Source organism: Streptomyces sp. NBC_01363, from assembly GCF_026340595.1.
Classification (GTDB): Bacteria; Actinomycetota; Actinomycetes; order Streptomycetales; family Streptomycetaceae; genus Streptomyces.
The window spans coordinates 4,327,973-4,342,762 of record NZ_JAPEPF010000001.1; the positions used below are offsets into that span (position 1 = coordinate 4,327,973).

The 14,790-nt window shown below is 70.4% G+C and carries 15 protein-coding genes; 12 read left to right on the top strand and 3 right to left on the bottom strand.

Features of this window, described 5'->3' with window-relative positions:
* Positions 1-10: 10 nt before the first annotated feature.
* The gene (locus OG611_RS19960) at positions 11-688 is read right to left on the bottom strand and encodes a potassium channel family protein (protein WP_266421878.1); all 678 of its coding nucleotides are present in this window, start codon (positions 686-688) and stop codon (positions 11-13) included.
* Between the two features lie 66 nt (positions 689-754).
* Here OG611_RS19960 and OG611_RS19965 point away from each other — a divergent pair, with 66 nt between their 5' ends.
* The gene (locus tag OG611_RS19965; RefSeq protein WP_266421880.1) at positions 755-1,315 is read left to right on the top strand and encodes an HIT domain-containing protein; all 561 of its coding nucleotides are present in this window, start codon (positions 755-757) and stop codon (positions 1,313-1,315) included.
* Between the two features lie 75 nt (positions 1,316-1,390).
* Here OG611_RS19965 and OG611_RS19970 read toward each other — a convergent pair whose 3' ends face one another.
* The gene (locus tag OG611_RS19970; protein WP_266421883.1) at positions 1,391-3,061 is read right to left on the bottom strand and encodes a hypothetical protein; all 1,671 of its coding nucleotides are present in this window, start codon (positions 3,059-3,061) and stop codon (positions 1,391-1,393) included.
* 147 nt (positions 3,062-3,208) lie between these two features.
* Positions 3,209-5,434, bottom strand: coding sequence for an elongation factor G-like protein EF-G2 (locus OG611_RS19975; protein WP_266421886.1), 2,226 nt, complete (start codon positions 5,432-5,434; stop codon positions 3,209-3,211).
* Positions 5,435-5,700: 266 nt separating this feature from the next.
* On the opposite strand from OG611_RS19975, the gene pgsA reads away from it, so the two are divergent.
* The 11 genes from pgsA (at position 5,701) to yajC (ending at position 14,768) form a co-directional block, all read left to right on the top strand.
* Positions 5,701-6,375 (top strand): phosphatidylinositol phosphate synthase, encoded by a 675-nt coding sequence (gene pgsA, locus OG611_RS19980; RefSeq protein ID WP_266421888.1) that lies wholly within the window; start codon positions 5,701-5,703, stop codon positions 6,373-6,375.
* Positions 6,372-7,307: a phosphatidylinositol mannoside acyltransferase gene (locus OG611_RS19985; protein ID WP_266421891.1), complete on the top strand. Its 936-nt coding sequence runs from the start codon at positions 6,372-6,374 to the stop codon at positions 7,305-7,307. The genes pgsA and OG611_RS19985 overlap by 4 nt, the downstream gene beginning before the upstream one ends.
* Positions 7,304-8,515, top strand: coding sequence for a glycosyltransferase family 4 protein (locus OG611_RS19990; protein ID WP_266421893.1), 1,212 nt, complete (start codon positions 7,304-7,306; stop codon positions 8,513-8,515). The genes OG611_RS19985 and OG611_RS19990 overlap by 4 nt, the downstream gene beginning before the upstream one ends.
* Before the next feature lie 72 nt (positions 8,516-8,587).
* Positions 8,588-9,133, top strand: coding sequence for a hypothetical protein (locus OG611_RS19995; protein WP_266421895.1), 546 nt, complete (start codon positions 8,588-8,590; stop codon positions 9,131-9,133).
* Positions 9,134-9,301: 168 nt separating this feature from the next.
* Positions 9,302-10,222 (top strand): pyridoxal 5'-phosphate synthase lyase subunit PdxS, encoded by a 921-nt coding sequence (pdxS, locus tag OG611_RS20000; protein WP_266421896.1) that lies wholly within the window; start codon positions 9,302-9,304, stop codon positions 10,220-10,222.
* A 6-nt stretch (positions 10,223-10,228) separates the two neighbouring features.
* A complete protein-coding gene (gene pdxT / locus OG611_RS20005) occupies positions 10,229-10,822 on the top strand; it encodes a pyridoxal 5'-phosphate synthase glutaminase subunit PdxT (RefSeq protein WP_266421899.1) in 594 nt (197 codons plus the stop codon).
* Positions 10,823-10,883: 61 nt separating this feature from the next.
* The gene (locus OG611_RS20010) at positions 10,884-11,636 is read left to right on the top strand and encodes a YebC/PmpR family DNA-binding transcriptional regulator (protein WP_072484508.1); all 753 of its coding nucleotides are present in this window, start codon (positions 10,884-10,886) and stop codon (positions 11,634-11,636) included.
* Between the two features lie 124 nt (positions 11,637-11,760).
* Positions 11,761-12,333: a crossover junction endodeoxyribonuclease RuvC gene (gene ruvC, locus OG611_RS20015; RefSeq protein ID WP_266421904.1), complete on the top strand. Its 573-nt coding sequence runs from the start codon at positions 11,761-11,763 to the stop codon at positions 12,331-12,333.
* Positions 12,330-12,956 (top strand): Holliday junction branch migration protein RuvA, encoded by a 627-nt coding sequence (gene ruvA / locus OG611_RS20020; protein WP_266421907.1) that lies wholly within the window; start codon positions 12,330-12,332, stop codon positions 12,954-12,956. Before ruvC ends, ruvA begins: the two co-directional genes overlap by 4 nt.
* Before the next feature lie 84 nt (positions 12,957-13,040).
* Positions 13,041-14,114, top strand: a complete 1,074-nt coding sequence (gene ruvB, locus OG611_RS20025; protein WP_266421910.1) for a Holliday junction branch migration DNA helicase RuvB — start codon at positions 13,041-13,043, stop codon at positions 14,112-14,114.
* Positions 14,115-14,279: 165 nt separating this feature from the next.
* Complete coding sequence (gene yajC, locus OG611_RS20030; protein WP_266421912.1) at positions 14,280-14,768, top strand: preprotein translocase subunit YajC; 489 nt, start codon at positions 14,280-14,282, stop codon at positions 14,766-14,768.
* Positions 14,769-14,790 lie beyond the last annotated feature (22 nt).

Sequence of the window (14,790 nt, forward strand, 5' to 3'; positions counted from 1 at the left end):
CCCCGGAGAGCTACCCGCCCTCCGGGGGCCTCTTCTCGTCCTCCCGGGTGAACACCTGCAACAGCCAGGACGAGAACGAGCCCGTCACCGCCCCCAGCAGCCCCAGCCCGCAGACCATCAGGCCCGCGGCGACCACCCGGCCGCCCGGCGTGACCGGCACCGCGTCCCCGTACCCCACCGTGGTGAGCGTCGCGCACGCCCACCACACCGCGTCACCGAAGGTACGGATCGAGGCGTCCGGGACCGTATGTTCCTGGTGGTAGACGGCGAGCGCAGCGGAGAAGCCGAGCAGCAGGGCGGTCGCCCCGGCGTAGGCGATCACGCGGGCGTACAGACTCAGCCGCGGTCGCTCCCGGCGCCGCTGGACCGCGGTGTAGACCCGGAGCAGGCGCAGCGGCCGCAGCAGCGGAAGCAGCAGCACCACCGTGTCCAGCCAGTGCACCCGGACGAAGCGGTGGCCGAGGCCGCTGAGCCGGAGCCGTACGACGTAGTCCGCCGCGAAGACCAGCCAGGTGGCGCCGACCAGTGCGAGGGCGAGGTCCCGCCAGGTCCCGGCGTCCTCGGGGGCGAGGACGCGGACCGCGTAGCCGAGCAGGAAGAGCAGCGAGGCGCCGAAGAGCGGCACTTCCGTGCGTTGCTCCCAGCGCCGGAAGCGAACGGGGGCGGAGCCGGCGGACTGGTCGCTCATCGCTTCAGCATCGCCGTACGCCGACGGGTGCGGCCCCGGCGACACGCACCCCGGGAGTGAAGCAATATGCTGATCGCCATGACGAGTGAGCCGGAGCAGCAGATCGGAGTGGGGACGCCCGACGCGTTCCAGCGCCTGTGGACGCCCCACCGGATGGCGTACATCCAGGGCGAGAACAAGCCGACCAGTCCGGAGGCCGGCGACGGCTGTCCGTTCTGCGGGATCCCGTCGAATTCGGACGAGGACGGGCTCGTCGTCGCGCGTGGCAAGCATGTCTACGCCGTGCTGAATCTGTATCCGTACAACGGCGGGCATCTGATGGTGGTGCCGTACCGGCATGTCGCCGACTACACGGAGCTGGACGGCCCGGAGACCATGGAGCTGGCCGATTTCACCAAGCGGGCGATGGTGGCTCTGCGGACGGCGTCGGGGGCGCACGGATTCAACATCGGCATGAACCAGGGTTCGGTGGCGGGGGCCGGCATCGCCGCCCATCTGCACCAGCACCTGGTGCCGCGCTGGGGTGGCGACACCAACTTCATGCCGGTGGTCGGGCACACGAAGGTGCTGCCGCAGCTGCTCGCCGATACGCGCAAGATGCTGGCCGACGCCTGGCCGGCCGGCTGATCCAGGCTGCCGCTTCCGGCGGGCCGCCCCGGCATCCGTCATCTGCCGGGGCGGCCTTCGTCCGTCCGTGTCCGTCTACGCGTCGTACAGGTCGGCCTTGCGCGGGGTCGGGTCCTGTACCAGGCCGCTCAGTATCATCGAGCGGTTGTCGAAGCGCTCGATGTTGACGCCGTTCTCCTGGAGGACGCGCAGGGCGGCGCTGTGGACGGCGCGCAGGACGGGCGTCGCCGCGCGCATCGCGTCGTCCGCCATGAAGCGGTGGCGCCAGGGCTTCTCGGCCCAGGCATGGCGCAGGCCGAACGGCTCGGGCAGCGCGATCTTGCCGCCCAGGTAGTCCAGGAGCGGCGGGTACCAGGTGAACGGGGCGCGCAGGGCGAGGCGGACGACCTCACTGGATTCGACCAGCGGAAGGGTTATGTCGCGGGTCTCCCAGAACCGGACGGTCTTGTTGACCGTCTTGGTCTTGGCCGCGGGCTTGCTGGTGAAGAGCGAGTGCACCGGACCGAGCGCGTGCCCGGTGACTTCGATGCGCAGGGTTTCGTGGAGCACCGTCACCGTGATCATCATCGTGATGATCAACTGGCCTTCCCAGAGGGTGAACTGAACGCCCAGATAGTGCCGGTCACCGCTGCCGAACTGCTGGTGGTTGCAGATCCGCTGTATCTCGTGCGGTTTGACCTGGAAGGTGGCGACGTCCTCGCCGTCGGGGCGGGAGACCGAGTCGGCGTTCTCCCCGACGGGGGACACGATCCAGTGGGTGACCGACGGGGTGGGGAACCCCCCGGTGTTCAGCGGGCCGCGCTCCAGCACCTTGAGCTGGTCGTGGATGGCCCGTATCAGGTCCCAGCTGCGGAACTGGTGGAATTCCTTGCCGGGCTCCTTGGGGACGAGCTCCTCGGCGAGCTGCCAGCTGCCCCAGCGGGTGCCCATGCCGAGGATGCCCTTGGGGCCCGCGTAGAAGACCGAGTTGGACTGCTGCTCGGCGGAGAGCTTCTCCAGGCCCTGGCGGAGCGCCTCGCGGGAGGTCTCGTTGGGGTTCTTCGGCACGGCCTCGGGGATCTTGGCGATGACACCGCCGCCGGAGAGCAGCCCCTCCCAGCGGGCGCGCATGTCCTTGGCGGAGGACTCGGCGATCCGTTTGGCGATGAGCCAGCCGATGACGGGGGCGATGATCATCAGGCGGACGTAGAGTGCCAGGAATCCGTTGAGTGGCAGCTTGACCAGGAAGATCAGCGCCACGATGCCGATGATCGGGAGCAGCGCGCTGCCCAGGGTGGAGAGCGCCTTGTCCTTGGTCTTGCCGAGGAAGTCGCGCAGGCGGAACGCGAGGACCCACAGGATCATGCCGGGCAGGAAGAGGAAGCCGAACAGGGCGGTGACGGCGGTGAGTTTGGTGTCGCGGCTCTTGCGGAGACGGCTCGCGGACAGGCAGTGCTCGACGACCGTCTGCGGATCGGTCCCGAACGACTGGATGAGCGCCTTCCGGGCGCCGCCCAGCATGCGTTCCTGGACGGCGCGGGAGAACGCCTCGCCGAGATTGGGCTTGAAGTAGTCGGACTTGAAGAGCTTGGAACGGCCCACCTTGACTTCGGACTTGTGCCACTCGCTGTTGGCGTCAAGGATCTTCTCCACCGGGCTGTCCCGGTACGCGGCGGAGGCGAGGGCGTTCGTCGCCACCGCCTGTCCGCCCGAACCCTGGAGCGGGATCTGCGCTCCGGGAGAGAAATCGAATCCGTCGCTGGCCACTGTCGCCCCCACTCACCGCCGAGGAACTGCTCCTGCGGCTGTTTCCCAACTGCCGTGCCCGGCACACCTTCTGAGCTGGGACCAAAGCGTATCGTCCGGATCGCCGCGCCGCCCGCCCCTGTGGACAAAGGCGGGCGGCATGGCTGGTCATGAGTCGTTCGGATTGTTCTCCTGCTGCTCCCGGAGACGTTCGGCGAGCTGCGGGGGCATGGCTTCGTGCCGGGCGTACGCCCGGTCGAAGCGACCGGCGCCATGGGAGAGGGAGCGCAGGTCGACCGCGTATCTGCCGATCTCCAGTTCGGGCACCTCGGCCCGCACGAGGGTGCGGCCGGGGCCGGACTGCTCGGTTCCGATCACTCTGCCGCGTCGCCCGGACAGATCGCTCATCACCGGCCCGACATAGTCGTCGGGGACCAGGATCTGGATCTCGGCGACGGGTTCGAGGAGCTGGATGCGGGTGTCCGCGGCGGCTTCGCGCAGGGCCAGCGCGCCCGCGGTCTGGAACGCGGCGTCGGAGGAGTCCACCGAGTGGGACTTGCCGTCCCGCAGGGTGATGCGCACGTCGACGAGCGGGTGGCCGGCCGCGACCCCGCGGGCGGCCTGGGCACGCACACCCTTCTCTACGGACGGGATGAACTGGCGGGGTATCGCTCCGCCGACCACCTTGTCGACGAATTCGATGCCCGAGCCCGGAGGCAGCGGCTCCACGTCGATCTCGCAGATGGCGTACTGGCCGTGGCCGCCGGACTGTTTCACATGCCGGCCACGCCCGGTGGACGGCGTGGCAAAGGTCTCGCGGAGCGACACCTTGTGCGGTACGGCATCGACCTGGACGCCGTAGCGGCTGCGCAGCCGGTCCAGTGCCACGTCCTGGTGGGCCTCGCCCAGGCACCACAGGACCACCTGGTGGGTGTCCTGATTCTGTTCGAGGCGCATGGTCGGGTCCTCGGCGACCAGCCGGGAGAGTCCCTGGGAGAGCTTGTCCTCGTCTGCCTTGCTGTGTGCCTCGATGGCGAGCGGCAGCAGGGGGTCCGGGGTGATCCAGGGGTCCATCAGCAGTGGTCGGTCCCGGTCGGACAGGGTGTCCCCGGTCTCGGCGCTGCCCAGCTTGGCGACGCAGGCCAGATCTCCCGCGATGCACGCGGTGAGGGGACGCTGCTGCTTGCCGAAGGGGGAGGAGAGCGCGCCGACACGTACCTCGGCCTCGTGGAAGGGGCGGGTCTCGTGGCCGGGGTCGGTGAGGCCGTGGCCGAACACATGGACGGTCTCGTCGGGACGCAGGGTGCCGGAGAAGACGCGCACGAGCGAGACCCGGCCGACGTACGGGTCGGAAGCCGTCTTGACCACCTCGGCGACGAGCGGGCCCTCCGGGTCGCAGGTCAGGACCGGTCGCGACGACCCGTGCAGAGGGGTGACGCCGGGGAGCGGGCGCTCCAGCGGGGTCGGGAAGCCGCCGGTGATCAGGTCCAGCAGCTCCACGGTGCCGATGCCCTGGCGGGCACCCGCGGCGGCGGGGGACGCGGTGAGGACCGGGTGGAAGGCGCCCCGGGCGACGGCGCGCTCAAGATCGTCGACGAGTGTCTTGATATCGACCTCGGCGCCGCCGAGGTAGCGGTCCATCAGGGTCTCGTCCTCGCTCTCGGCGATGATCCCCTCGATGAGCCGGTTGCGGGCCTCCTGGAGCGTCGCCCGCTGAGTCTCCGCAGGCGGGTTCTCCTGCCGCTCGCCCGAGGAATAGTCGAAGATCCGCTGGGTGAGGAGGCCGGTGAGCCCGGTGAGCGGGGCGTGTCCGTCGGCGCCCTCGGGGCCGAGGACGGGCAGGTAGAGGGGGAGCACGGCGTCGGGGTCGTCGCCGCCGAAGATCTCGCCGCAGATCCGGGTCATCTCGTCGAACGAGGTGCGTGCCGTGTCCAGGTGGGTGACGACGATGGCGCGCGGCATGCCGACAGCCGCGCACTCCTCCCACACGGCGCGGGTGGCGCCCGCCACCGCGTCGGCCTCCTGGGCCGCGGACACGACGAACAGGGCCGCGTCCGCGGCCCGCAGACCGGCCCTGAGCTCCCCGACGAAATCGGCGTATCCGGGGGTGTCCAGCAGATTGATCCGGTACCCGTCCCATTCGACGGGGACCAGGGAGAGCTGTACGGAACGCTGCTGGCGGTGCTCGATCTCGTCGTAGTCGGAGACGGTCGCGCCGTCCTCGACCCGGCCGGCCCGGTTGACCGCACCCGCGGTCAGTGCGAGGGCCTCGACGAGCGTGGTCTTTCCGGAGCCGCTGTGGCCGACCAGCACCACATTCCGTACGGATGAGGGCCGGTCGGCCGTCGCTGCCCTGCCGGCGGCCCCGGTGTGTGCGTGTGCCTTGTCGCCCATGATGCGTGCCTCCCAGGTAGTGGCGCGGAGCTGAGGAGCTACCGACGCGATGTGGGGGAGTGATGCACGGGCACCGGGGAGCCGCCGCGGCGGCTACGGCGACGCCCGCGGTAATTCGAGCTTTCCACTCGGGCCAGGCCGCGTCCATACATGGCACGCCGCCGCGCGAGGCCGGGTGCCCGGACGGTGGAGTCCGGCGGGCGTGACTACGATGGGCCAGCCGGTGGCCGATGGGGCCGCTCGGCCCACCGACCCTCGGGAAGGCCATGCTGAACAAGTACGCGCGTGCATTTTTTACGCGTGTCCTCACACCGTTCGCCGCGCTGTTGCTCCGTCTCGGCGTGAGCCCTGACGCGGTCACTCTGATCGGTACGGCCGGGGTGATGGCAGGTGCGCTGGTCTTCTTCCCGATGGGGGAGTTCTTCTGGGGCACGATCGTCATCACGATCTTCGTCTTCTCCGACCTCGTCGACGGCAACATGGCCCGGCAGGCCGGTATCTCCAGCCGCTGGGGCGCGTTCCTGGACTCGACCCTGGACCGGGTCGCCGACGGGGCGATCTTCGGAGGGTTCGCGCTCTGGTACGCGGGCAAGGGCGACGACAACGTGCTCTGCGCCGTCGCCATCTTCTGTCTGGCCAGCGGCCAGGTGGTCTCGTACACGAAGGCGCGCGGCGAGTCGATCGGGCTGCCGGTCGCGGTCAACGGTCTCGTGGAGCGCGCCGAGCGCCTGGTGATCTCGCTGGTCGCGGCCGGATTGGCCGGCCTGCACAAGTTCGGTGTCCCCGGGATCCAGATCCTGCTGCCGATCGCGCTGTGGATCGTCGCCGTGGGCAGCCTGATCACCCTCGTGCAGCGGGTCGTGACCGTGCGCCGCGAGTCCGCGGAGGCCGACGCGGCCGAGGCCGCCGCTGCCCGCCCGGGGAGCGGGACCGCACAGTGAGCGACGACCCCGGGGAGGCGCGGACCGGCCTGCGGGACCGGCTGACCGACGGGCTGTACGGACTCGGCTGGACCGCCGTCAAGAAGCTTCCCGAACCGGTCGCCCGAGCGCTCTTCCGCACCATCGCCGACCAGGTGTGGAAGCGGCGCGGCAAGAGCGTGCTGCGGCTGGAGTCGAATCTGGCACGGGTCGTACCCGGGGCGTCACCGGCCCGGCTGGCCGAGCTCTCCAAGGCCGGGATGCGCTCGTACATGCGCTACTGGATGGAGTCGTTCCGGCTGCCCACCTGGAGCCCGGCGCGGATCAAGGCGTCCATAGAGGTGGCCGACGCGCACCGGCTGACCGACGGCCTCGACACCGGCCGCGGTGTCATCCTCGCCCTGCCGCACCTGGGGAACTGGGACCTGGCGGGAGCCTGGGTCACCACCGATCTCAAGGTGCCCTTCACCACGGTCGCCGAGCGGCTCAAGCCCGAGACGCTGTACGACCGGTTCGTGGCCTACCGCGAGGGGCTCGGCATGGAGGTCCTGCCGCACAGCGGCGGCGCGGCCTTCGGCACCCTGGCGCGGCGGCTGCGCGCGGGCGGGCTGATCTGTCTGGTCGCCGACCGCGATCTGTCCGCCTCCGGTGTCGAGGTGGAATTCTTCGGCGACACCGCGAGGATGCCCGCCGGGCCCGCGCTGCTGGCGCAGCAGACCGGGGCGCTGCTGCTGCCCGTGACGCTCGGCTACGACGAGACGCCCGTGATGAAGGCACGCATCCATCCGCCGGTCGAGACGCCCGAGTCAGGCAGCCGCACGGAGAAGACGTCCTTGATGACACAGGCGCTGGCCGATGCCTTCGCCGTCGGGATCGCCGACCATCCGGAGGACTGGCACATGCTGCAACGGCTCTGGCTCGCCGATCTGGAGACCCGGGAGGACAGGACGTGAAGATCGGCATCGTCTGCCCGTACTCCTGGGACGTACCGGGTGGTGTGCAGTTCCACATCCGTGACCTGGCCGAGCACCTGATCCGGCTGGGCCACCAGGTGTCGGTGCTGGCACCGGCCGACGACGAGACACCGCTGCCGCCGTACGTGGTGTCGGCGGGCCGTGCCGTGCCCGTCCCGTACAACGGCTCCGTCGCCCGGCTGAACTTCGGCTTCCTCTCGGCCGCCCGGGTGCGTCGCTGGCTGCACGACGGCACCTTCGACGTCATCCACATCCACGAGCCGACCTCGCCCTCGCTGGGGCTGCTCGCCTGCTGGGCCGCGCAGGGGCCGATCGTCGCCACGTTCCACACGTCCAACCCGCGCTCCCGGGCCATGATCGCGGCGTACCCGATCCTCCAGCCGGCGCTGGAGAAGATCAGCGCGCGCATCGCGGTGAGCGAGTACGCCCGCCGCACCCTGGTCGAGCACCTGGGCGGCGACGCGGTCGTCATCCCGAACGGGGTCGACGTCGGCTTCTTCGCCGCCGCCGAGCCCAGGGCCGAGTGGCAATCAGGAGGAGGGGCGCGAAGCACGGTCGAGGGCGGTGGTGGGAGACCGGAGGGCGGGACGATCGGCTTCATCGGTCGCATCGACGAGCCCCGCAAGGGCCTGCCCGTCCTGATGCGGGCGCTGCCCGCGATCCTCGCCGCCCGCCCGGACACCAGGCTGCTGGTCGCCGGCCGGGGCGACGAGGAGGAGGCCGTCGCCTCGCTGCCCAGGGCGATGCGCGACCGTGTCGAGTTCCTCGGCATGGTGAGCGACGAGGACAAGGCGCGGCTGCTTCGCAGCGTCGATGTGTATGTCGCGCCCAACACGGGCGGCGAGAGCTTCGGGATCATCCTGGTCGAGGCATTGTCGGCCGGCGCCCCGGTCCTCGCCAGCGATCTGGACGCCTTCGCACAGGTGCTGGACCAGGGTGCGGCGGGCGAACTCTTCGCCAACGAGGACACGGACGCGCTGGCCTCGGCGGCGATCCGGCTGCTCGGCGACCCGGAGCGGCGTGCGGAGCTGCGCGAGCGGGGCGCCGCGCATGTGCGGCGGTTCGACTGGTCGACGGTCGGGGCGGACATCCTCGCGGTGTACGAGACGGTGACGGACGGCGCGGCCTCGGTGGCGGCCGACGAACGCACGGGCCTGCGCGCGCGGTTCGGGCTGGCACGGGAGTAGGGCCCGAGGACGGGGCCGGGGGCGGGCCCGGACCGTCACGCCGTCCGCGCCTCGACGGTAGCCTTGCCGCCCGTGACCGAAACCCTCATCTGGATCGCTGTCGCGGTCGTCGCGATCGGCATGTACCTCAGCTGGACCGCCGGACGGCTGGACCGGCTGCACACCCGCATCGACGCCGCACGGGCCGCGCTCGACGCGCAGCTTCTGCGCCGTGCGTCGGTCACCCAGGAACTGGCCACCTCCGGTGTCCTCGACCCGGCCGCGTCCATCGTCCTGTACGAGGCCGCGCACGCCGCCCGCCAGGCGGAGGAGGAGCACCGCGAGGTCGCGGAGAGCGAGCTGAGTGCCGCGCTGCGGGCGGTCTTCGGCGAGACGGCACAGGTGGAGGCCGTGAAGGAGATCCCCGGCGGTGAGGAAGCGGCGTCCGAGCTCGCCGCCGCCGTGCGCCGCGTCCCGATGGCCCGGCGGTTCCACAACGACGCGGTGCGCGCGGCGCGCGCGCTGCGTCGGCACCGCAAGGTGCGGTGGTTCCGGCTGGCCGGTCACGCCCCGTTCCCGCTGGCCTTCGAGATGGACGACGAACCCCCGGTGGCCCTGGCGGACCGCCCCGTCAGCTGACCGGACGGCCGCAGGCGCGCGTGACGGGGCCACATCTCGTCCTGTACGCGTGCAAAACGATCCACCGGCCTTCCATTGGCCCTTGCAGTGGACTGTTCCCGGAGAGTTTGCTCAGCACTGCACCGAGCAGTGCTTTTCAGCAACTTTTTCTCCGAGTGAGGTCGATCCATGTCCACGCTTCCCACCACCCCGCAGTCCGCCGACTCCCCGGCCACCGGCACCGCGCGCGTCAAGCGCGGCATGGCCGAGCAGCTCAAGGGCGGCGTGATCATGGACGTCGTCGACGCCGAGCAGGCGAAGATCGCCGAGGACGCGGGCGCCGTGGCCGTCATGGCCCTGGAGCGGGTGCCGGCCGACATCCGCAAGGACGGCGGCGTGGCCCGGATGTCGGACCCGAACATGATCGAGGAGATCATCGAGGCCGTCTCCATTCCGGTGATGGCGAAGTCGCGTATCGGCCACTTCGTCGAGGCCCAGGTCCTGCAGTCCCTCGGAGTCGACTACATCGACGAGTCCGAGGTCCTCACCCCGGCCGACGAGGTCAACCACAGCGACAAGTTCGCCTTCACCACCCCGTTCGTCTGCGGTGCCACCAACCTGGGGGAGGCGCTGCGCCGGATCGCCGAGGGCGCGGCCATGATCCGCTCGAAGGGCGAGGCCGGCACCGGGAACGTCGTCGAGGCGGTCCGCCACCTGCGCCAGATCAAGAACGAGATCGCCCGCCTGCGCGGCTACGACAACAACGAGCTGTACGCCGCCGCCAAGGAGCTCCGCGCCCCGTACGAGCTGGTCAAGGAGGTCGCGGAGCTCGGCAAGCTGCCCGTCGTGCTGTTCTCCGCGGGCGGTGTCGCCACCCCCGCCGACGCCGCGCTGATGCGCCAGCTCGGCGCCGAGGGCGTCTTCGTCGGCTCCGGAATCTTCAAGTCCGGCGACCCGGCCAAGCGCGCCGCCGCGATCGTGAAGGCCACCACCTTCTACGACGACCCGAAGATCATCGCGGACGCTTCCCGGAACCTGGGCGAGGCCATGGTCGGCATCAACTGCGACACCCTGCCCGAGGCCGAGCGCTACGCCAACCGTGGCTGGTAATCACTGATGAGCGACACCCCTGTGATCGGAGTCCTGGCCCTCCAGGGCGACGTACGGGAACACCTGATCGCCCTGGCCTCGGCTGATGCCCTGGCCAGGCCGGTCCGGCGTCCCGAGGAACTCGCCGAGGTCGACGGCCTGGTCATTCCCGGTGGCGAGTCCACCACGATGTCCAAGCTGGCTTCCCTCTTCGGCATGCTGGAACCGCTGCGCGAGCGGGTGCGGGACGGAATGCCCGTCTACGGCACCTGCGCCGGAATGATTCTGCTCGCCGACAAGATCCTCGACCCGCGCTCGGGCCAGGAGACGGTCGGCGGGATCGACATGATCGTGCGCCGCAATGCCTTCGGGCGGCAGAACGAGTCCTTCGAGGCGGCCGTCGAGGTCGCCGGCATCGAGAGCGGCCCCGTGGAGGGCGTGTTCATCCGCGCCCCCTGGGTGGAGTCGGTCGGCGCGCAGGCCAAGGTCGTGGCGGAGCACGGCGGCCACATCGTCGCCGTACGTCAGGGAAACGCCCTGGCTACGTCGTTCCACCCGGAATTGACCGGAGACCATCGCGTTCACGCGCTGTTCGTGGACATGGTGCGCGCAGTCGGCTGACTCGATCCCGGTAGGATCTCTCGGGTTCGAATCGTTTTTGGTGACGCGAAGGAGAAGGCAGATGTCCGGCCACTCTAAATGGGCTACGACGAAGCACAAGAAGGCCGTGATTGACGCCAAGCGCGGCAAGCTCTTCGCGAAGCTGATCAAGAACATCGAGGTCGCCGCCCGCACCGGAGGTGTGGACCCCGAGGGAAACCCGACCCTCGTGGACGCGATCCAGAAGGCGAAGAAGAGCTCCGTACCGAACAAGAACATCGACTCCGCGGTCAAGCGCGGTGGCGGTCTCGAAGCGGGCGGCGTCGACTACCAGACGATCATGTACGAGGGTTACGGTCCGAACGGTGTCGCGGTGCTCATCGAGTGCCTCACGGACAACCGCAACCGTGCCGCCTCCGACGTGCGTGTCGCGATGACCCGCAACGGGGGTTCGATGGCCGACCCCGGTTCGGTCTCGTACCTCTTCAACCGCAAGGGCGTCGTCATCGTCCCCAAGGGCGAGCTGACCGAGGACGACGTCCTGGGTGCCGTGCTCGACGCGGGTGCCGAGGAAGTGAACGACCTCGGTGACACCTACGAGGTCGTCAGCGAGGCCACCGACATGGTCGCGGTCCGCACCGCGCTCCAGGAGGCCGGCATCGACTACGACTCCGCCGAGGCCAACTTCCTGCCCACCATGCAGGTCGAGCTGGACGAGGAAGGCGCGCGCAAGATCTTCAAGCTGATCGACGCGCTGGAGGACAGCGACGACGTGCAGAACGTCTTCGCCAACTTCGACGTCTCGGACGAGGTCATGGAGAAGGTCGACGCCTGAGCCGCGCCCAGCACAGCCTTCGTGGACGGGCCGACGGGGACACACCCCGTCGGCCCGTCGCATTGTCAGTGCGAGCCGATAGCCTGCGGGAACAGTTGACCGATCGGTACGGAGGGGGCGTCCCATGCGGGTACTGGGTGTGGACCCGGGGCTGACCCGGTGCGGTGTCGGCGTCGTCGAAGGCGTCGCCGGTCGCCCCCTGTCGATGCTCGGTGTGGGCGTCGTCCGCACCCCGTCCGACGCGGAGCTCGGTCACCGGTTGGTCGCCATCGAGCGCGGCATCGAGGAATGGCTCGACGAGCACCGGCCCGAGTTCGTCGCCGTGGAGCGGGTGTTCAGCCAGCACAACGTCCGTACGGTCATGGGCACCGCCCAGGTCAGCGCGGTCGCCATGCTCTGCGCGTCGCGCCGCGGCATTCCCGTCGCCCTGCACACCCCCAGCGAGGTCAAGGCGGCCGTCACCGGCACCGGCCGGGCGGACAAGGCGCAGGTCGGCGCGATGGTCACCCGGCTGCTGCGGCTCGACGCCCCGCCGAAGCCGGCCGACGCCGCCGACGCCCTCGCCCTCGCCATCTGCCACATCTGGCGCGCCCCCGCCGTCAACCGCCTCCAGCAGGCACACGCGGCAGCCGCCGCGGCCCGCGCCGGGCGCGTTCCCCGTACACCCGCAGTCCCCGTCCGGAAGGTCCCCCGATGATCGCCTTCGTCAGCGGCCCCGTGGCCGCACTCGCCCCGACCACGGCCGTGATCGAGGTCGGCGGCATCGGCATGGCCGTCCAGTGCACGCCGAACACCCTCGCCGGCCTCCGGATCGGCAAGGAGGCCAGGCTCGCCACCTCCCTCGTCGTACGGGAGGACTCGCTCACCCTTTACGGCTTCGCCGACGACGACGAGCGGCAGGTCTTCGAGCTGCTCCAGACCGCCAGCGGGGTCGGGCCCCGGCTCGCCCAGGCGATGCTCGCCACCCACAGCCCGGACGCCCTGCGCACCGCGGTCGCCACCGGCGACGAGAAGGCGCTCACCGCCGTTTCCGGCATCGGCAAGAAGGGCGCACAGAAACTCCTCCTCGAACTGAAGGACAGACTCGGCGAGCCCGTCGGCGCCCACATCGGCCGACAGGGCATCGGCACCGCCGTCACCTCCTCCTGGCGCGATCAGCTGCAGGCCGCCCTGATCGGCCTCGGCTACGCCACCCGCGAGGCCGACGAAGCGGTCACCGCCGTCGCCCCCCAGGCCGAGGCAGCCCTCGCCGAGGGCGGGCAGGCCCCCGTGCCGCAGCTGCTGCGTGCCGCACTGCAGACCCTCAACCGCGCGCGCTGACCGGAGCGCGACACTTTCGGGGAACACCCCGACGCCGGGCCGGGCACCGCACGGCACCGAAACACCCGAGGCGGGACAGACTGAATGAACTGGGACGAGACCGGACCCGACACCGACGCGGGGCTCGACGAGCGCCTCGTCCAGGCCGACGCGGACGGTGAGGACACCGCGGTCGAAGCGGCGCTCCGGCCGAAGGATCTCGACGAATTCGTCGGCCAGGAGAAGGTGCGCGAACAGCTCGACCTGGTCCTCAAGGCGGCTCGGGCCCGCGGCGCCACCGCCGACCACGTCCTGCTCTCCGGCGCCCCCGGCCTCGGCAAGACCACCCTCTCCATGATCATCGCGGCCGAGATGGGCGCGCCGATCCGGATCACCTCCGGCCCCGCCATCCAGCACGCGGGTGATCTTGCCGCGATCCTCTCCTCCCTCCAGGAGGGTGAGGTCCTGTTCCTCGACGAGATCCACCGCATGTCGCGGCCCGCCGAGGAGATGCTCTACATGGCGATGGAGGACTTCCGGGTCGACGTCATCGTCGGCAAGGGCCCCGGCGCCACCGCCATCCCGCTGGAACTGCCGCCCTTCACCCTGGTCGGCGCCACCACCAGGGCCGGACTGCTGCCGCCGCCGCTGCGCGACCGCTTCGGCTTCACCGGCCACATGGAGTTCTACGCACCCACCGAGCTGGAACGCGTCATCCACCGCTCCGCCCGCCTCCTCGACGTGGAGATAGACGTGGACGGCGCCGCCGAGATCGCCGGCCGTTCCCGCGGCACCCCCCGTATCGCCAACCGGCTGCTGCGCCGCGTCCGGGACTACGCCCAGGTCAAGGCCGACGGGCGGATCGACCGCCCGGTCGCCGCCGCGGCGCTCGGGGTGTACGAGGTCGACGCCCGCGGCCTCGACCGGCTCGACCGCGCGGTGCTCGGCGCCCTGCTGAAGCTCTTCGGCGGCGGTCCCGTCGGGCTGTCCACCCTCGCGGTCGCCGTGGGGGAGGAGCGCGAGACCGTCGAGGAGGTCGCGGAGCCCTTCCTGGTCCGGGAAGGACTGCTGGCCAGGACGCCGCGGGGGCGGGTCGCAACCCCCGCGGCCTGGTCCCACCTGGGCCTCGTACCTCCGCAGCAAGGCGGAAAGGGACAACAGGGCCTGTTCGGGGCGTGATCTGTCACAGGTTGGCCGGGGCAGGAACCACGGAGGGGTGCTGGGCGTTGTTCCATCGATGCGGACTCGCTTAGACTCCGCCGATGCCGCCCTTACAGGTCGGTGTACCCACCCCCGTAGATACAGGCCGCCTTCCAGCGCGGTCGTGCGAAGGAAACTCGTCCCGTGAATCCCGTGACTCTCCTCCCCTTCATCGTGCTCATCGGGGCCATGTTCCTGATGACGCGGTCCGCCAAGAAGAAGCAGGCGGCCGCCGCCCAGATGCGCAACGAGATGCAGCCCGGCACCGGCGTCCGGACGATCGGGGGCATGTACGCCACCGTCAAGGAGCTGCACGACGACACGGTTCTCCTTGAGATCGCGCCCGGCGTCCACGCCATCTACGCCAAGAACGCCATCGGCGCCGTCCTCGACGACGCGGAGTACAACCGCATCGTCCACGGCGACGGCGAGAGCGGTCTCGACCTCGACGGCACGGTCGTTCCGGACGACGCCTCCTCGCTGACCGAGGCCGGCGCCGACGAGGACACCTCGGACGACGCCCGGATCGATCTGGGCAAGAAGGCCGAGAAGGCCGACGAGGCCGAGCCGAAGGACGCCGAGTCCGGCAAGAAGTCCGAGGGCAAGGACGACGGCGAGGCCGACGCGAAGTAACCCACGCCCGGGAATGCCGTGA